The following is a 17,800-nucleotide window of genomic DNA, read 5'->3' as shown; positions in this document are numbered from 1 at the left end:
TGACCTCAAAACAAGACACCAAAAACTGGCATCAAAAAAACCACACCCCTAAACGGGAAAAAGAGGCGCGGCAAAAAAAACAACAAACAAAAACCACCAAACACACTATTGAGTTCTCAAACAACACACCCGCTCTGCAGGCAACCCCGATACTGTACTGCATCTTACCGGGGAGGTCAACCTCGTTCTCCTGGCCTTTCGGCCGGGGCGACTCGGTCGGTGTGTCACTAGAATACGCACAGGTTCCGCAGAAGCCAAAATCGCCTGGCCAGAGGCCTAATTCGCGGTGTTCCAAGGGATTTGAGCCCCCCGGCCGCGACGGCGCCCGGGCCCTACGTCACGCGCTCGATCTCCGCGCCCAGGCTCTTGAGGTTCTCCACGAACAGCGGGTAGCCCCGGTCGATGTGGAACACGTCGTGCACTTCGGTGTCGCCGTCGGCGACGAGTCCGGCGAGCACCAGGCCGGCGCCGGCGCGGATATCCGATGACCACACCGGCGCACTCGACAGCTGCGGGATACCGCGCACCACCGCGTGATGCCCATCGGTCCGCGCGTCCGCCCCGAGCCGGATCATCTCCTCGACGAACCGGAACCGTGCTTCGAAGACGTTCTCGGTGATCATCGACGTCCCGTCGGCGATCGCGGCGAGCCCGATCGCCATCGGCTGCAGATCGGTCGGGAATCCGGGGAACGGCAACGTCGCGACGTTCACCGCCTTCGGTCGCTCGTACTGCACCACCCGGAAACCGTCATCGCTCTGCGTGACGGTGGCGCCCGCGTCGTGGAGTTTGTGCAGGACCAGCTGCAGGTGTTGCGGGTCCACCCCGGTCACCGAGATGTCGCCGCGGGTCATCGCCGCGGCGATCCCCCACGTGGCGGCGACGATCCGGTCCCCGATCACCCGGTGCTCGGTGGGATACAGCCGGTCCACCCCGGTGATCGTCAATGTCGACGAACCGGCTCCGGTGATCTGGGCGCCCATCTGGTTGAGCATCGCGCACAGATCCACGACGTCGGGTTCGCGGGCGACGTTGTGGATCGTCGTCACCCCCTTGGCGAGCACCGCCGCCATCAGGATGTTCTCGGTCGCCCCCACTGACGGGAACTCCAGCTGGATCTCCGCGCCGTGCAGTTCGTCGGCCTCGGCGACCACGCACCCGTGCTCGATGTTGCAGCGCGCCCCCAGCTGGCGCAGTCCCGCCTGGTGCATGTCCAACGGCCGCGATCCGATCGCGTCCCCGCCGGGCAACGCCACCCGTGCGCGCTTACAGCGCCCGACGAGCGGGCCGAGCACACAGACCGACGCGCGGAACTGCCGGACCGCGGCGAAATCCGCGTCGTACTTCGGTTCGTCGGGCGAGGTGATCCGCACGACGTCGCCGTCGAGTTCGACCGTCGCGCCGAGACCGCGCAGCACCTCAGCCATCAGCGGCACGTCGAGGATGTCAGGGCAATTCGTGATCGTGCTCGTGCCCTCGGCGAGCAGCGATGCGGCCATCAACTTCAGCACGCTGTTCTTCGCCCCGCCGACCGCGACTTCGCCCGATAACCGGTTGCCGCCGGTCACCACGAATCGCTCGCTCACGCCGGTCAGTGTAAACAGCGGCTCCGAACCGTGTCAGTTTCCTGAGCGACCCCACACCGGCGCGCCCTAGTACGGTTTCACCATGGCCGTGCACCTGACCCGCATCTACACCCGTACCGGTGACGACGGGACGACCGGTCTGAGCGATTTCAGCCGGGTGAGCAAGAACGACCCGCGGTTGGTCGCCTACGCCGACTGTGACGAGACCAACGCCGCGATCGGCGTCGCGATCGCGTTGGGCGCGCCCCCCGAGCGACTCGCCACCGTCCTGCGTCAGATCCAGAACGACCTGTTCGACGCGGGCGCCGACCTCTCGACGCCCGTGGCCGAGAACCCCCAGTACCCGCCACTGCGGATCACCCAGCCCTACATCGACCGGCTCGAATCCTGGTGCGACGAGTTCAACGAGCCGTTGCCCGCGCTGAATTCGTTCGTATTGCCCGGCGGCACACCACTTTCGGCGCTGCTGCACGTCGCCCGGACGGTGGCGCGGCGCGCCGAACGCTCGGCGTGGGAGGCGGTGGCCGCACACGGGGACGCGATCAGCGTGCTCCCCGCGAAGTACCTCAATCGGCTGTCGGATCTGCTCTTCATCCTGTCGCGGGTCGCGAATCCCGACGGCGACGTGCTCTGGAAGCCCGGCGCGGATCAGTAACTGCGTCGCCGGGCGCGCGGTGACGGCCGCGATTCGAGCCAGGACAGGAATGCGGTCAAAGCCCCGCGGTCCAACGCGATCTCGTATCCGCGCCTGCGCTCGGGGCTGGTGTCACGGAGTTCGAGCACGACGATCTCGTCGGTCATGATGTCGAATTCGTCACCACGCGGACTGCGCCGCGACACGATCTCCAGACCCCGCCGGCTCAACCGGCGGTCGGGCCACCAGCGCAGGCTCGACACCCGGTAGAAACCTGCCTCGCCACCGCGGTAGCGCATGACCCCGTGCCGCCAGCCGTGACCGCCGACGGCGGGCACATCACGCAGAATCGCCGCGGTGCCACCGACCTGACGGAGCTTCCACAGGCGGTAACACAACGCGGCGACGACGACGAGCAGCACACCGATGAGCGCGGCCATGCCCCACATGGACGCGCTCATCCGGTGTGCCGTCAGTCGAGCTGGCCGAGCGCGCGGAGCCGCGCGCGCCCGCGCGCGGCCGTCGCCGGGTCGTCGGATTCGGAATCGCGGCGAGCCTCGTCGGCGTTGATCTCCGACTCGAGCTCGGCGCTCTCGGCGAGGATGATCACGCCCGACTCGGTCACGGACATGAACCCGCCGCCGACCGCGACGCGCAGATCGTCCTCACCCTCGCGTTCCACGCGGACCATCGCGTCGTCGACGAGCTGCGCCACCAACGGGATGTGCCGCGGCAGGACGCCGATCTCGCCGGCGGTGGTGCGGGTGAAGACGAAAGTCGCCTTGCCCGACCAGATCTCCCGCTCGACGGCGACGATGTCTACGTCAAGGTCGGCCATCGTCAGGCGTCCTTGTCTGCGTCGTCACCCTTGGAGTCGCTCTTGGAATCGCTCTGGGCCGGGGCGCCGTCGCCGGAGGTGTCCTCCATCTTGGCGCCGAGGCTCTCGGCCTTGCGCTGCAGATCCTCGAGGCCACCGATGAGGAAGAACGCCTGCTCGGGCAGGTGGTCGAAATCGCCCTTGGACAGCTTGTCGAACGCCTCGATGGTCTCCTTGAGCGGAACCGTCGAACCCGGCTGGCCGGTGAACTGCTCGGCCGCCATCATGTTCTGGCTCAGGAAGCGCTCGATACGACGTGCGCGTTGCACCAGCTGCTTGTCCTCCTCGGCGAGTTCGTCGATACCGAGGATGGCGATGATGTCCTGAAGGTCCTTGTAGCGCTGCAGGATTCGGATGACTTCCTGCGCCACGCGGTAGTGCTCGTCACCGACGACCGACGGGTCGAGAATGGTCGAGCTCGACGCCAGCGGATCCACCGCCGGGAAGATGCCCTTCGAGAACACCGAACGGCTGAGCTCCGTGGTCGCGTCGAGGTGCGCGAACGTGGTGGCCGGGGCCGGGTCGGTGTAGTCGTCGGCGGGCACGTACACGGCCTGCATCGAGGTGATCGAACGGCCACGCGTCGAGGTGATGCGCTCCTGGAGCTCACCCATCTCGTCGGCCAGGGTCGGCTGGTAACCCACCGCGGACGGCATACGACCGAGCAGCGTGGACACCTCGGAACCGGCCTGGGTGAACCGGAAGATGTTGTCGATGAACAGCAGCACGTCCTGCTGCTTCTCGTCGCGGAAGTACTCGGCCATGGTCAGCGCCGACAGGGCGACGCGCATACGCGTGCCGGGCGGCTCGTCCATCTGGCCGAACACCAGGGCGGTGTCCTTGAGCACGTTCGCGTCGCCGAGCTCGACCCACAGGTCGTTGCCCTCACGGGTGCGCTCACCCACACCGGCGAACACCGAGGTGCCACCGAAGTTGCGGGCGATACGGTTGATCATCTCCTGGATGAGCACCGTCTTGCCCACGCCCGCGCCGCCGAACAGGGCGATCTTGCCGCCGCGGACGTACGGGGTGAGCAGGTCGACGACCTTCAGACCGGTCTCGAGCATCTCGGTGCGGGGCTCGAGCTCGTCGAAGGCCGGCGGCTTGCGGTGGATGGACCACTTCTCGAAGTCCTTGCCGTAGCCGGGATCGTCGAGGCAGTCGCCGAGGGCGTTGAACACGTGGCCCTTGACGCCTTCGCCGACAGGCACGGAGATCGAGGCGCCGGTGTCCTTGACGTCGACGCCGCGGACCAGACCGTCGGTCGGCTGCAGCGAGATGCAGCGCACCAGGTTGTCACCGAGGTGCTGGGCGACCTCGAGCGTCAGGGTCTTGGAGAGGTCCTTGTAGCTGATCTCCGCGTGCAGCGCGTTGAACAGCTCCGGGACGGAACCGCGCGGGAACTCGACGTCGACGACGGGGCCGGTGACCCGGACGACGCGCCCCGTGTCGGTGCTGGTTGCTTTTTCGGCAGTAGCAGTCATGTCTTTCTTCGCTTTCTGGGGCTACTTCTTGGCGGCGTCCGCGAGCGCGTTCGCGCCACCGACGATTTCGCTGATTTCCTGCGTGATCTGGGACTGCCGTTCGCGGTTGGCCATCAGCGTCAGGTCCGTGATCAAGTCGTCGGCGTTGTCCGACGCCGACTTCATGGCGCGCCGGCGCGAAGCCGACTCCGATGCCGCCGCCTCGAGCAGCGCGGCGAAGATGCGGGTCGAGACGTACCGCGGGAGGAGTGCGTCGAACAGCGTCTCGGCACTCGGCTCGAACGAGAACAGCGTGTGCGGCGTGTTGTCGTCCTCTTCGCTGTACTCCACGACCATCGGCGCGATCCGCCGTGCGACCGCCGACTGCGAGAGCATCGAGCGGAACTCGGTGAACACGATGTGCAGTTCGTCGAGACCGAGAATGCCGTCGGCGCCGGCGTCATCGCCCTCGTCGTCCACCCCCGCCATGAACGCCGAGACCAGCGTCTCGGCGATCTCCTGGGCGTTCTCGTAATCGGGCCGCTCGGAGAAGCCGGACCACGATTCGACGACGTCCCAGTTGCGGAAGCTGTAGTAGCCGAGCGCTTTACGCCCGACCGTGTACAGCACCGGCTCCTTGCCCTCCTCGCGCAGCAGCGAGAAGAGCTCCTCGGAACGACGGAATACGTTGGCGTTGTACGCACCCGCCAGACCGCGATCCGACGACACCACCAGCACACCCGCGCGCCGGGGCCGCTCGCGCTCGACGAGCAGCGGGTGGTCCAGTGCGCTGGCGCTCGCGAGCTCGGTCAGCATGTTGGTGATCTCGCGGTCGTACGGCCGGGCCGCCTCGACGCGGGCCTGGGCCTTGGCGATGCGCGACGTAGCGATCAGCTCCTGGGCCTTGGTGATCTTCTTGATCGACCCGGCGGAGCGGATGCGGCCGCGCAGTTCGCGCAGTGTGGCAGCCATGGATTCCTAGTGCCTTACTTCTTCTTCGGGGCGGGCTTGCGGACCTTGACCGATTCCTTCTCGAGATCCTCTTCGTCGAGCGCGTCGACGTTCTCGTCCGGCACGACCGACTCACCGGTCGAGCTCGAGAAGCCCTTCTTGAACTCGTTGACCACGTCGGCCAGCTTGTTCTCGAGCTCCTCGGAGAGCTTCTTGCTCTCGCGGATCTCCTTGAGGATCTCGTCCTTCGAGGACCGCACGTGCTCGAGCAGTTCCTGCTCGAAGCGCTGCACGTCCTCGACCGGCACCGAGTCGAGGTGACCACGGGTGCCGAGGAAGATCGCCACGACCTGGTCCTCGACCGGCATCGGGCTGTTCTGCGGCTGCTTGAGCAGCTCAACGAGGCGGGCGCCACGATCCAGCTGCTTCTTCGACGCCTCGTCGAGATCGGAGGCGAAGGCCGCGAAGGACTCCAGCTCGCGGTACTGCGACAGGTCGAGGCGCAGCGAGCCCGCGACCTCTTTCATCGCCTTGATCTGCGCGGCGCCACCGACGCGGGACACCGACACACCGACGTTGATGGCCGGGCGCACACCCTGGTTGAACAGGTCGGTCTCGAGGAAGCACTGACCGTCGGTGATCGAGATGACGTTGGTCGGGATGTAGGCCGAGATGTCGTTGGCCTTGGTCTCGATGATCGGCAGACCGGTCAACGAACCGCCACCGAGCTCGTCGGACAGCTTCGCGCAACGCTCCAGCAGACGCGAGTGCAGGTAGAAGACGTCACCCGGGTAGGCCTCGCGACCCGGCGGGCGGCGCAGCAGCAGCGAGATGGCGCGGTAGGCCTCGGCCTGCTTGGTCAGATCGTCGAACACGATCAGGACGTGCTTGCCGTCGTACATCCAGTGCTGGGCGATCGCCGAACCGGTGTAGGGCGCAAGCCATTTGAAGCCGGCGGAGTCCGACGCGGGGGCCGCAACGATGGTGGTGTAGTCCATCGCGCCACCCTCCTCGAGGGTGCGGCGCACGCTGGCGATCGTGGTGCCCTTCTGGCCGATCGCGACGTACACGCAGCGGACCTGCTGCTTGGGATCGCCGGTCTCCCACGCCTCACGCTGGTTGAGGATGGTGTCGACGGCGACGGCGGTCTTACCCGTCTTGCGGTCGCCGATGATCAGCTGGCGCTGACCGCGGCCGATCGGGGTCTGGGAGTCGATGGCCTTGATGCCGGTCTGCAGCGGCTCGCTCACGCTCTGCCGCTGCACCACCGAGGGCGCCTGCAGTTCCAGGGCGCGGCGTTCGGTGGTCTCGATGTCGCCGCGGCCGTCGATCGGCTGACCGAGCGGGTTGACCACGCGGCCCAGGAAGCCGTCGCCGACGGGCACCGACAGCACGTCGCCGGTCCGCTTGACCTGCTGGCCCTCTTCGATCTTCTCGAAGTCGCCCAGCACGACCGCGCCGATGCTGTGCTCGTCCAGGTTCATCGCGACACCCAGGACACCGCCGGGGAACTCGAGGAGTTCCTGCGTCATCACCGAGGGCAGGCCCTCGATGTGCGCGATACCGTCGCCCGCGTCGATGACGGTGCCGATCTCTTCGCGCTCGGTGTCGGTGGCGAAGTTGGCGACATAGTCCTCGATCGCCCCTTGGATGTCAGCAGCCGAGATAGTCAACTCTGCCATGGGTTGTTCCTGCCTTTGTCTTGAGTCTGGTGGGGTTCTTCAGTTAGTCGGGCAGCTGGGTCTGCGCCGAGGCCAGTCGCGACGCCAGTGACCCGTCGATCACCTCGTCGCCCACGGCGATGGTGAGACCGCCGAGCATGTCGGGATCGACGTGCAGCTGCACCGAGGCGGGGCGACCGTAGATGCGGCCGAGCACCTCGGACAGCCGCGTGCGCTGGGCGTCGCCGAGCTCGGCGGCGGCGGTGACGTGGGCGACGACCTCGCCGCGTCGCGCGACCGCGAGCTCGGCCAGGTCGCGGACCGCTTCGTCGGCGCGTTCGCCGTGCAGCAGTTCCACGGTCTGGGCCAGCAGCGCCCTGGTGGTCGCACTCGCCTGGTTCTCGAGGAGCCGGTCGAGCAGCCCGAGCCTGCCGTCGATCGGGGTGGTGTAGTCGCTGAGCAGCGCACTGAGCCGCGACTCGGAGTCCAGGATCCGGCTGAACCGGAACAGCTGGTCTTCGACCTCGTTGGTCTCGTCGTTGCGCTCTGCCCGCACCAGCAGCGCGAGGCGCGCCACGTACCGCACGGCGAACTGGAGATCGGACTCGTCCGACCACCGTTGCGCCACTGCGGTTTTCACGATCTCCAGCGCGGTGTCGGAGACCTTGCCGGACAGCACCGCCTCGGCCAGGTTCGCCTTGGGCGCACCGCTCTCGGTGGGTTCGGCGAAGTGCTTGGTCAGCACGGGCTCGGCCGTGAGCAGCTTCGCCACCGCGGCCAGGTCGCCACCGAGGCCGGTCAGACCGTCGGCGTCCACTCCCCCGGTGAGCTCGTCGAACCGCGACACCAGCGCATTGAGCGAATCCCGGCTCGTGGAGCGCAGTTTCGTGTTCGCGGCGGCGTCGTGCGCGGTCTCGGACGGCGCCATCGCGTCGAGTTCGTCGAGGAACCTGTCCACCGTCGCCGCGCGGTTGTCGTCGTCGGAGACGTGTTCGCGCACGAGTTCGCGTGCCCGGGCGACCGATTCGGTACCGAGGTGGGCACGCAATTCGCGGATCAGCTGCTGGCGCAGCAGCTGCACCTGGGCCTCACCCTGCACCTTGATGCGCTCGACCTCGGCGTCGGCCTGGGCCCGCATCTGCTCGGCGATCTTCTCGGCGTCGGCGCGGGCCTCTTCGACCACGCGCTTGGCGTCCGCCTCGGCGTCCTTGACCGCCTTCGCGTGCTGCTGATCCGCCTGGGCGACCTTGTTCGCCGCCGTCGCGCTCTCCTCGAGCTGACGCCGCACCGTCTCCTGCTGCGCGGTCATCATGCGGCGCACGGGCGGCACGACGAAACGCACGAGCAGGAACACGATGACCGCGAACCCGATGAGCTGACCGATGAATGTCGACATCCGCTACCGTCCCTGGCTCGTCGCGGCCGCGCTGGTGACATCGACGCCGAGGACGCGGCTGGCCAGCGTGGCCGACAGCGTCTCGATCGACGACTGCAGTTCGGCCGCCGTCTGCTGACCCTGCCGGGACAGCTCTTCGTTGGTCTTCTGCAGCGTGGCCGCCGACTCCTCGCTGGCGCGGGACCGCATGTCCTCGAGGATCTTGCGTCCCTCGCCGCGGGCCTCGTCCCGGATGGACGAGGCGTCACGGCGTGCCTTGCCCATCACCTTGTTGGAGTCCGCCTGCGCGGCGGCGAACAACTCCGCCGACTTGCGGTTGTCCTCAACCGTCTTGGTGACCATCGCTTCGCGCTCATGCAGCACCTTGCTGATCGGCGGCACCACCCATTTGGCGATGACACCCAACACGATCAGGAAGATGAGCAGCACGAAGAAGAAGGTGCCGTTGGGGATGAGGAAGTTGCTTCCTCCCCCACCTTCCTCCGCGGCCAAGATGGTCGTGCTCAGGTCACCCATGACTGAAGATTCCAATACCGACTAAGCGACCGGGGTGGCGAAGACGAACAGCGCCATGAAGGCCAGGTTGATGAAGTACGCCGCCTCGACCAGACCGACCGTGATGAAGAACGGGGTGAACAGGCGACCCTGGGCCTCGGGCTGGCGGGCGATGCCGGCGATCAGCGCGTTACCGGCGATACCGTCACCGATACCGGCGCCGATGGCGCCACCGGCCATGATCAGTCCACCACCGATGAGCGCGCCGGCAGCGATTGTGGGATCCATACTTATCCTCCTTGATAACTGGTAGTCGCCTACCAGGACGTGGGTCGAGCGTTGATTTCGAGCAGTCGTGCAGGTCAGTCGTGGTGCTCGTCGAGCTCCATCGACTGGCTGAAGTACAGGATGGTCAGCAGGGCGAAGATGAACGCCTGGATCGCACCGACGAACAGGTCGAAGCTCTTCCAGATCGCGTTGGGCGCCCACATGATCCACGGCGGGAACAGCGCGATCAGGGCGACCAGGATGCCGCCGGCGAAGATGTTGCCGAAGAGTCGCAGCGACAGCGAGATCGGCTTGGCGAGTTCCTCGACCAGGTTGATCGGCGCGAGCACCGCGACGTGGCCCTTGAGGAGTTTCTTCGGGTGGCCCAGCAGACCGCGGCGCCAGAACCCGGCGGCGTGGTAGGCGATGAACACGAACAGCGCCAGCGCGAGCACGAAGTTGATGTCGGACGCCGCGGGCTTGAGCACCTCGTGGATCGCGCCGGTCTCGTCCTTGTACTGCCACGGGAACACCGACAGCCAGTTGGCGATCAGGATGAACGCGAAGAGCGTGACGGCCAGCGGCAGGACGAAGCCGGCGACCCGCATCCCGATGGCGGCCTCGATCTGGTTGCGCATCTGGACCGTCAGCGTCTCCCAGAACAACTGCACGCCATTGGGCACCCCGGTGGAGGTGACCTTCGCGCGCAGGAAGAACGCCAGCCCGAGCACGATCGCCGCGGCGATCGCGGTGGACAGGATCGTGTCGGTGTTGACCGTCAGCCCGAACCAGTTGGCCTCCGTGTGGTGACCGACCTGAATACCGCTCTCGGCGGCGAGGAACGTCTGCGTCATTGCTGTGGAGTCTCTCCTTCGAGTCCGTCAGCGGCTTGGGCTTTGAGCTTCTTGACCACCGGCAGCGTCGTCGACGCCACCAGGATCACCTGGAACAGGGCCATCCCGAACACCACGCCGAGGCCCTGGGGCTTGAAGACGTAGGCGATGGTCAGCCCGATCACGGTCATGATCAGCAGGCGGGTGGCCGAGTTCATGGCCATGTTGCGTTTGAGGGGGTGGTCCTTGGCGGTGATCGACTGCACCGAGCGCTGGATCATCACGGCGTTGGTGAGCCCGAGCGCCAGGCCGATCGCGAAGAACAGACCCACCATGGGGACGCCGAGCAGGGCGGCGGCCACGGCCGCCGCGGCGGCGAGGAGGACACAGATGACGAGGAGACGGACAGGCCGGAAGGCCACTGCCGGCAACACCAACGGCGCGTCTTGCGCTGGCGTCGTCACTGCTTCACCTCACTCCGTTGGTGGAAGAACCCGGTCCGATTCCTGTGAGTAACCTGCCGAGCGTATCGGAGGGCTACGGGCTCGCTGGAATCACCCAAGGGGTACTCCCTTTTTGTCGGTCTGAAACGGCCCGAATCGGTGCGAATCCGACGGGCCGGTGGCCGGCAACCCGCGAGGTGTGAAACTTGCCCTGGCTGGGTTCTAGCAGCACGTTACCACATGGTAGGCAGCCCTAAACGGGGCCTACTACTTTTCGTCGTACACGCTCTCCGCTGCCACTTCTCGGCGCCGGACCAGTGGAACGAGGGTCACCACGACGGCCACCGCGGTCGCGCCGAGCATGACCATTCCGGTGTGCCGGGGATCGAAGAATATGGTGCTCGCCGCACCGAGGGCGACGATGCCGACCCACATGTAGATCAGCAGCACCACGCGGCGGTGGGAGTGGCCGATCTCCAGCAACCGGTGGTGCAGATGCATCTTGTCGGGGCTGAACGGGCTGAGGCCCGCGCGGGTGCGCCGGATGATCGCCAGCAACATGTCCAGCGCCGGGACGAACATGACGGCGACGACCAGCAGGAAGGGCGACAGCAACGCGAACACGTCGCGGGCGCCGTACGCCGTCTGGGAAATGGGCCCGGCCGCCGTGGTCGAGGCCGCGGCCAGCATGAGGCCGATCAGCATCGACCCCGAGTCCCCCATGAAGATCCTGGCCTTGTGGAAGTTGTGCGGCAGAAAGCCAAGACAGGCCCCGGCGAGCACCACCGAGATGACCGCGGGCGGGTAGAACAGCACATCGCCGCCGTGATCACGCAACAGCCCGACGGAGAACAGGCAGATGGCCAGCGCCGTGATCAACCCCAGCCCGGCCGCGAGTCCGTCGAGTCCGTCGACGAAGTTCATCGCGTTCACGATCGCCACCGTGAGCGCCAGCGTCAGCAGGATCGAGGCGACCTGGTCGAGCACGATGGTGCCGACGCCGCCGATGGGGATGTACAGCACGCTCCACGCCACCCCCATGGTGACCATCACGCTGGCCGCGGTGAGCTGGCCGGCGAACTTGGTGAGCGCGTCGAGTCCCCACCGGTCGTCGATCAGCCCGATCGCCATGATGAGCCCGCCGGCGACCACGACCGCGGGCATACCGGTGGAGTAGACGAAACCGCGGGTGAGCGCGGGCAGTTGGGAGGCCAGCAGTACCGCCGCGGCGACGCCGACGTACATCGCCAGCCCGCCCATCCGCGGAGTGGGCTCCACATGCACGTCGCGCTCACGCGGGTAGGCCACCGCACCCAGCCGCGTGGCGAGGACACGGACCCACCCGGTGGCGAAGTAGGTGATGATCGCGGCCGTCAGGCCGACGAGGACGAGCTCGCGCAGCGGCACGCCCGCGCCGCGATCGGAGAGCGCAAGGTACTCGACCATCACCGCGAAACGTTACTGCACGCAGCTGTGGTCACTGCGTGAGCAGGCTTTCGGTGTTGACCCCGAGGACCTCGGCGACGGCCTCGGCGGTGACGGGCCCGGTGCGCAGGATGCGTGGGTGGGCGCCGCTGAGGTCGACGATCGTCGACGCCGCCTGCTGTTCGGACGGACCGGCGTCGAGATAGACGTCGACCAGGTCGCCGAGCTGCTCGCGCGCGTCGGCCGCCGACACCGCGGCGGGCCGGCCGGAGATGTTGGCGCTCGACACGGCCATCGGGCCGACCTCGCGCAGCAGCTCGATTGCGACCGGGTGCAGCGGCATCCGCAGCATCACCGTGCCGTGCGCATCGCCGAGATCCCAGGGCAGCGAGGGCGCCTGCCGCACCACCAGGCTCAGCGCGCCCGGCCAGAACGCGCGGATCAGTTCCCGCGCGGTGTGCGGCACCGTGTAGACGAGGCCCTCGATGGTGTGCCACGAGCCGACCAGCACCGGCACCGGCATGTCCCGGCCGCGGCCCTTGGCGGCCAGCAGTGCGGCGACGGCCTCGTTGTTGAACGCGTCGGCGCCGATGCCGTAGACGGTGTCGGTGGGCAACACCACCAGCCCGCCGTCTTTGAGCGCGCTGACGGCGGCCGCGATACCGGTCGCCCGGTTGTCGGGGTCGGTGCAGTCGAACAGTTGGGTCATCGCGCCTCCGGGGTGGCAGTGGTGGCCGGTCGACGCCGGGCGGTGACGAAGCGCGGGCGGCCGGTCAGGTCGGTGTGGGTGGTCACGCCGTCGAAAACAGCGTCCCCGAGAGCAGCGTCCTCGAAAACAGTGCCGGTGCGGCGGAAGGCCGCCGCCGTGAGTTCCGAGGTGGTGTCGTCGTGTTCGACCGCGACGCGGCCGCCGGACCGCAGCCAGCGCTGCGCGAGGCCGACGATCGCGTCGATCACCACCATGCCGTCGGGTCCGCCGAACAGCGCCTGGGGCGGATCGTGTTCGGCGACCTCGGGGTCGAGGGCGGCCCCCTCGGGGATGTAGGGCGGGTTGGCGACGACGAGGTCGACGGCACCGTCGAGGTCCGGGCGCAGGTCGGCCGCGGTGACGTCGGCGTCGAGCAGTTCCACGTCGCTGCCTGCGAGGTTGCGGCGGGCGTAGCCGAGCGCGTCGGCGGAGTTCTCGACGGCGATCACCCGCGCCTTCGGCAACGCGGTCGCGATCGCCAACGCCAGCGCTCCCGAGCCGGTGCACAGGTCGACGATCAGCGGCTCGTCCGGAAGTGCCTGGCGGACAACCCATTCGAAGAGCGCCTCGGTCTCCGGGCGCGGGATGAAGACCCCCGGACCGACGCTGACCTGCACCGGCCCGAACGCCGCCGTGCCGGTGAGGTGCTGCAGCGGGATGCGCTTCGCGCGGGCCGACACGAGGTCGGCGAAGCGGATGCCGAAGTCCGGCGGGAGGTCGGCGAACATCAGTCGCCCGCGGTCGGTGCCCGCCGCGTGCGCGGCCAGCAGTTCCGCGTCCACCCGAGCCGAGGCGACCCCGGCCGCGGCCAGCACCGCCGCGGCCTCGTCGATGACCTGGCGCAGCGATGACGCCGGCGCCCGGGTCATGAGCTCTGCAGTCGCGCCTGTTTGTCGGCGGCCGCCAGCGCGTCGAACAGCGGGTCGAGATCGCCGTCGAGCACCTGGTCGAGGTTGTGCGCCTTGAAGTTGATGCGGTGGTCGGCGATCCGGTTCTCCGGGAAGTTGTACGTACGGATCCGCTCGCTGCGGTCGACGGTGCGGATCTGGCTGGCGCGGTCGGCCGACGCATCGGCCGAGGCCTGCTCCTCGGCGAGCGACTGCAACCGGGCGGCGAGCACCTGCATGGCACGCGCCTTGTTCTGCAGCTGAGAGCGTTCGTTCTGGCAGGTGACGACGATGCCGGTCGGCAGGTGGGTGATCCGCACGGCCGAGTCGGTGGTGTTGACGCCCTGACCGCCCTTACCCGAGGACCGGTAGACGTCGATGCGCAGGTCGGACTCGTCGATCTGGACCTGTTCGACCTCTTCGGGTTCGGGGTAGACGAGCACGCCGGCCGCCGACGTGTGGACGCGGCCCTGCGATTCGGTGACCGGCACCCGTTGCACGCGGTGCACGCCGCCTTCGAACTTCAGCCGCGACCACACGCCGTCGGCGGTGTCGCCCTTGCTGCGGATCGACAGCGTCGCGTCCTTGTACCCGCCGAGGTCGGAGGTGGTCTCGTCGAGCAGCGTGACGGTCCAGCCGTGCCGCTCGGCGTAGCGGATGTACATGCGGGCGAGGTCCGCGGCGAACAGCGCCGATTCCTCGCCGCCCTCGCCGGATTTCACCTCGAGGACGATGTCGTCGGCGTCGTGCGGGTCGCGCGGCGCCAGCAGATCCGACAGCTGGGTCTCGAGCGCGTCGACCGTGGCCTCTAGTTCGGGGACCTCCGCGGCGAACGACGCGTCGTCGGCGGCCAGTTCGCGGGCGGCTTCGAGGTCGCCGCGGGCCGCTTCCAGCTTGCGGTAGGTGGTGACGATCGGTGCGAGCTGCGCGAACCGGCGACCGGCCTTGCGGGCTCTGCCCGCGTCGGCGTGCAGCGCGGGGTCGGCGAGCTGACGCTCCAGGTCGGCGTGCTCGGCGAGCAGCGCGTCAATCGCGGCGGTGGGAGCACTCATCGCGACCTCCTTCCCCGAAGACGTGCCCGAACGCAAACCGACGCCCGGCCTGCGCGCGCGGCGGCAGGAACGGGCGTCGGATCGGTAGCTACTTGTTGCGCTTGCCGTAACGCTTCTCGAAGCGCGCGACGCGGCCGCCGCTGTCGAGGATCTTCTGCTTACCCGTGTAGAACGGGTGGCACTGCGAGCAGACCTCGACGACGATGTTGCCGCTCTGCTTGGTGCTGCGCGTGGTGAACGAGTTGCCACAGCCGCACTGGACCGTGGTCTCGACGTAGTCGGGGTGAATACCCGTCTTCATTGGTGTCCTCTTCGATCGTGGCCGCCGGGTCGCCCGCTCATGACCTGCGATGAGGTGGGCGTGAACCGGAACCGAGGGTGTGACTAGCGGAAATTATGCCAGGCCGACCGCCAAGAGCCTAAACGCGTGGCGCGACCGCGCTATTCCGACCCGAAAGCGCCAACACGATGTCGCGGATCGGAGCCTCGATGACGCGGCCCTCCCCCACGGCGACGTCGGCGTCGGTCGCCTGAAGCCGCGTTCCGGCGAACCGTTTGCGCGCGTGGTACGGGAAACCCATGCTCCACAGCCGCCGTGCGGCGACCACCGCGAGCGGGGTTGGCATCTGCCGGTCGACGCCGAGCGGGATCGCGATGTCCTGGGTGTGGACGAGCACGTCGGTCAGCGGGTCGGCGACCGCGGTCCCGGGCGGCCTGCGCCGGTTCCCCACCATCGCGCGCAGCGCCGCGACGAGTTCGTCCGGACCACGGGGGTCCTCGCGCGCCAGCCGGGACACCATGGCGTTGAAGCGGAACCCCGACTTCACCGTCTCCAGCGCCATGCGCGGCCGGCTCTCCGTCGAATGGGTGAGATGGGCGGCGACCTCGCGGACCGACCAGCCCTCGCACAGCGACGGTGTGGCCCACTGGTCGGCGGTCAGCGTGTCGAGGAAGTCGGCGAGCGCGGCGCGTTGAGCGTCGATGTGCGTCCAGATCTCGGCGTCGTCCACGATGCCCCCCTTTGGTCAGGTTCCCTGACTAAAATAGTCAGGACTCCGTACTAAAGTCAACGGTGTGGCCGAAGCCCCGAGCGTGGTGATGCTGATGTTCGTCGCCCACCGCGCCGCGGAGACGCGGGTGCACGATGCCCTGCACGCCGCCGGGTTCGACGACGTCACGCCGGCGCAAAGCCGGATCGGACAACGGCTGCGCCCCGACGGGATCCGGATCACCGACCTGGCCGACGAGGCCCGGGTCACCAAGCAGACCGCCGCCGCGTTGGTCACCGAGTTGGAGCGCGCGGGCTACGTCGTCCGGCGGCCCGATCCCACCGACGCACGGGCGCGGCTGGTGCTGCTCACCGAGCGCGGGCGACGGTTGTGCGCCGCGGCGGCGGCCGAACTCGAGAAGGTCGAACAGGAGTGGCGCGCGCACCTGGGCGCGCGGGAGTTCGACCGGTTGCGCGAAGCGATGGTGTCGCTGCGCGAGATCACCGACCCGTACCGCTGAGCACCCGGTACGACGCCCTGTCGCGTCTCCACAGCAGCCGGCCGCGCGGTTCGGTGCCCATGGCGACCAGTTCGCGCTTGAGGATCTTGTTGGTCGCGGTGCTCGGCAGGTCGTCGGCGATCCACACGTAGCGCGGCCGGCCCTTCGGCGAGAGGTCGCGCTGGGCGGCCAGGAACTCCTCGAACTCCTCGGGGGTCAGTTTCGCGTCGTCCTGCAGTACGACCGCGGCCATGACCTGGTCGCCGACGTGTTCGTCGGGCACCGGGTAGACGGCCACCCGGTTGATCGCGGGCAGCCGCAGCAGGATCCGCTCGATGGGCGCCGCGGTGAGGTTCTCGCCGTCCACCCGCATCCAGTCCCCCGTGCGGCCGGCCAGGTAGATCCACCCGTCGGCGTCGCGGTAGGCGAGATCACCCGACCAGTACATCCCGTGGCGCATCCGCTCGTCGGTGGCGCCGGGGTCGTTGTAGTAGCCGCGGAACAGGCCGCCGCCGGTGGTGTTGACCAGTTCACCGACGGCGGTGTCGGCGTTGAGCAGCGCACCGTTGGCGTCGAAGCGGGCGACCTCGCACTCCTGGAGTGTGTCGGGGTCGTGGATCGCCACGCCGGGGAAACCCTTGCCGATCGAACCGTGCGGGCAGTCGTCGGGCCGGGTGATGATGACCGCGGTCTCGGTGGAACCGAACCCGTCCCACACCGTGCAGCCGAACCGGCGGCCGAACGCCTCGATGTCCCGGTCGGCGGCTTCGTTGCCGAACGCGATGCGCAACGGGTTGTCGTGGTCGTCGGGCTTCTCGGTCGTGGCCAGGATGTAGGCCAGCGGTTTGCCGACGTAGTTCATGTAGGTGGCGCCGTAGCGGCGGATGTCGTCGAGGAACCGTGAGGCCGAGAAGGCCGCGGGCGCCATCGTCGCGCCCGCCCCGATCGCGACGCTCCACCCCGCGTACACGGCGTTGGAGTGGAACAGCGGCATGGCCAGGTAGCAGACGTCGGCCTCGGTCAGCCCGTATCGCTCGACCAGCGCGCTGCCCGCGAACAGCACCATCGCGTGCGGTACCTGGACGGCCTTGGGCTCCCCGCTGGTGCCCGAGGTGAAGATCATCATGAACGTGTCGTCGGCGACGACCTCGCGGTGCGGGACGAGCGGGGGCGCATCGGCCAGTCGCCGCGCCCAGTCGTCGGCCGCGGTGTCGAACACGGCGACCCCGGGCAGGTCGAGGCCGTCGATGAGTCCGCGGTGTTCGGGGTTGACCAGCAGGATTTGGCAGTCCACCCGGGCGATGTCGCGGGCCAGGGCCTCGCCGCGCCGGGTGGTGTTGACGCCGCACAGTACGTACCCACCGAGCGCGGCGGCCGCCAGCGCGGTGAGCATGTCTGGGGTGTTGCCGAGCAGCACGCCGACGTGCAGGGGCCGGCCGGGGTCCGCGGCCGCGATGACGGCGGCGGCCTGGCGGGAGGCGTCCTCGATGTGCTCACGCCAGGTCCAGCTGCGGTCGCCGTAGCGGATCGCCACGCCGTCGGAATCGGCGCGTTCGCGCAACAGTCCCTGCAGCGTGTCCGGCACGGGCCCACC

20 protein-coding genes are annotated in these 17,800 nt (G+C 68.2%); 2 read left to right on the top strand and 18 right to left on the bottom strand.

Translation table 11 applies throughout. The features are described 5' to 3' along the window. Positions 1-332 precede the first annotated feature (332 nt). Positions 333-1,586 (bottom strand): UDP-N-acetylglucosamine 1-carboxyvinyltransferase, encoded by a 1,254-nt coding sequence (gene murA, locus AU194_RS14865; RefSeq protein WP_059090021.1) that lies wholly within the window; start codon positions 1,584-1,586, stop codon positions 333-335. A gap of 82 nt (positions 1,587-1,668) precedes the next feature. Here murA and AU194_RS14860 point away from each other — a divergent pair, with 82 nt between their 5' ends. Next, entirely contained in the window at positions 1,669-2,241 is a 573-nt protein-coding gene (locus tag AU194_RS14860) for a cob(I)yrinic acid a,c-diamide adenosyltransferase (protein WP_059090020.1), read from the top strand. On the opposite strand, the gene AU194_RS14855 is transcribed toward AU194_RS14860, so the two are convergent. The 16 genes from AU194_RS14855 to AU194_RS14780 all read right to left on the bottom strand — a co-directional run bounded on the left by AU194_RS14855 (position 2,235) and on the right by AU194_RS14780 (position 15,728). Further along, positions 2,235-2,681, bottom strand: a complete 447-nt coding sequence (locus AU194_RS14855) for a DUF2550 domain-containing protein (RefSeq protein ID WP_059090019.1) — start codon at positions 2,679-2,681, stop codon at positions 2,235-2,237. The genes AU194_RS14860 and AU194_RS14855 overlap by 7 nt on opposite strands. Positions 2,682-2,692: 11 nt before the next feature. Further along, positions 2,693-3,058, bottom strand: a complete 366-nt coding sequence (locus AU194_RS14850; RefSeq protein ID WP_059090018.1) for a F0F1 ATP synthase subunit epsilon — start codon at positions 3,056-3,058, stop codon at positions 2,693-2,695. Between the two features lie 2 nt (positions 3,059-3,060). Then, positions 3,061-4,581, bottom strand: coding sequence for a F0F1 ATP synthase subunit beta (gene atpD / locus AU194_RS14845; RefSeq protein ID WP_059090017.1), 1,521 nt, complete (start codon positions 4,579-4,581; stop codon positions 3,061-3,063). A 21-nt stretch (positions 4,582-4,602) separates the two neighbouring features. Beyond that, positions 4,603-5,532 (bottom strand): F0F1 ATP synthase subunit gamma, encoded by a 930-nt coding sequence (locus AU194_RS14840; RefSeq protein ID WP_059090016.1) that lies wholly within the window; start codon positions 5,530-5,532, stop codon positions 4,603-4,605. A 14-nt stretch (positions 5,533-5,546) separates the two neighbouring features. Next, positions 5,547-7,193: a F0F1 ATP synthase subunit alpha gene (gene atpA, locus AU194_RS14835; protein WP_059090015.1), complete on the bottom strand. Its 1,647-nt coding sequence runs from the start codon at positions 7,191-7,193 to the stop codon at positions 5,547-5,549. Between the two features lie 43 nt (positions 7,194-7,236). Next, entirely contained in the window at positions 7,237-8,568 is a 1,332-nt protein-coding gene (locus AU194_RS14830; RefSeq protein ID WP_059090014.1) for a F0F1 ATP synthase subunit B/delta, read from the bottom strand. 3 nt (positions 8,569-8,571) lie between these two features. Beyond that, on the bottom strand, positions 8,572-9,084 hold the full coding sequence (locus tag AU194_RS14825; RefSeq protein WP_059090013.1) for a F0F1 ATP synthase subunit B: 513 nt from the start codon (positions 9,082-9,084) through the stop codon (positions 8,572-8,574). A gap of 21 nt (positions 9,085-9,105) precedes the next feature. Continuing rightward, entirely contained in the window at positions 9,106-9,351 is a 246-nt protein-coding gene (locus AU194_RS14820) for a F0F1 ATP synthase subunit C (protein WP_011561261.1), read from the bottom strand. A gap of 74 nt (positions 9,352-9,425) precedes the next feature. Beyond that, on the bottom strand, positions 9,426-10,184 hold the full coding sequence (atpB, locus tag AU194_RS14815) for a F0F1 ATP synthase subunit A (protein ID WP_059090012.1): 759 nt from the start codon (positions 10,182-10,184) through the stop codon (positions 9,426-9,428). Further along, positions 10,181-10,627, bottom strand: a complete 447-nt coding sequence (locus tag AU194_RS14810) for an ATP synthase subunit I (RefSeq protein WP_059090011.1) — start codon at positions 10,625-10,627, stop codon at positions 10,181-10,183. Before AU194_RS14810 ends, atpB begins: the two co-directional genes overlap by 4 nt. Positions 10,628-10,873: 246 nt before the next feature. Further along, positions 10,874-12,052, bottom strand: coding sequence for a glycosyltransferase family 4 protein (locus AU194_RS14805; RefSeq protein WP_049771623.1), 1,179 nt, complete (start codon positions 12,050-12,052; stop codon positions 10,874-10,876). A gap of 31 nt (positions 12,053-12,083) precedes the next feature. After that, positions 12,084-12,740, bottom strand: coding sequence for an L-threonylcarbamoyladenylate synthase (locus tag AU194_RS14800; RefSeq protein ID WP_011561265.1), 657 nt, complete (start codon positions 12,738-12,740; stop codon positions 12,084-12,086). After that, a complete protein-coding gene (prmC, locus tag AU194_RS14795) occupies positions 12,737-13,648 on the bottom strand; it encodes a peptide chain release factor N(5)-glutamine methyltransferase (protein ID WP_059090010.1) in 912 nt (303 codons plus the stop codon). The genes AU194_RS14800 and prmC overlap by 4 nt, the downstream gene beginning before the upstream one ends. After that, on the bottom strand, positions 13,645-14,718 hold the full coding sequence (gene prfA, locus AU194_RS14790; RefSeq protein WP_059090009.1) for a peptide chain release factor 1: 1,074 nt from the start codon (positions 14,716-14,718) through the stop codon (positions 13,645-13,647). Before prfA ends, prmC begins: the two co-directional genes overlap by 4 nt. An 88-nt stretch (positions 14,719-14,806) precedes the next feature. Then, entirely contained in the window at positions 14,807-15,019 is a 213-nt protein-coding gene (gene rpmE / locus AU194_RS14785) for a 50S ribosomal protein L31 (protein ID WP_059090008.1), read from the bottom strand. Positions 15,020-15,137: 118 nt separating this feature from the next. Next, the gene (locus AU194_RS14780; RefSeq protein WP_059090007.1) at positions 15,138-15,728 is read right to left on the bottom strand and encodes a maleylpyruvate isomerase family mycothiol-dependent enzyme; all 591 of its coding nucleotides are present in this window, start codon (positions 15,726-15,728) and stop codon (positions 15,138-15,140) included. A gap of 64 nt (positions 15,729-15,792) precedes the next feature. On the opposite strand from AU194_RS14780, the gene AU194_RS14775 reads away from it, so the two are divergent. Next, positions 15,793-16,227 carry a MarR family winged helix-turn-helix transcriptional regulator gene (locus AU194_RS14775; RefSeq protein ID WP_059090006.1) on the top strand — a complete coding sequence of 145 codons (435 nt, stop codon included), beginning with the start codon at positions 15,793-15,795 and terminating at the stop codon, positions 16,225-16,227. Here AU194_RS14775 and fadD1 read toward each other — a convergent pair. Beyond that, positions 16,208-17,791, bottom strand: coding sequence for a fatty-acid--CoA ligase FadD1 (gene fadD1 / locus AU194_RS14770; RefSeq protein ID WP_059090005.1), 1,584 nt, complete (start codon positions 17,789-17,791; stop codon positions 16,208-16,210). The genes AU194_RS14775 and fadD1 overlap by 20 nt on opposite strands. Positions 17,792-17,800: the final 9 nt, after the last annotated feature.

The organism is Mycobacterium sp. GA-2829 (assembly GCF_001499965.1).
In the GTDB taxonomy this organism is placed as follows: Bacteria; Actinomycetota; Actinomycetes; order Mycobacteriales; family Mycobacteriaceae; genus Mycobacterium.
This window is presented reverse-complemented; position numbering and strand designations above follow the sequence as displayed.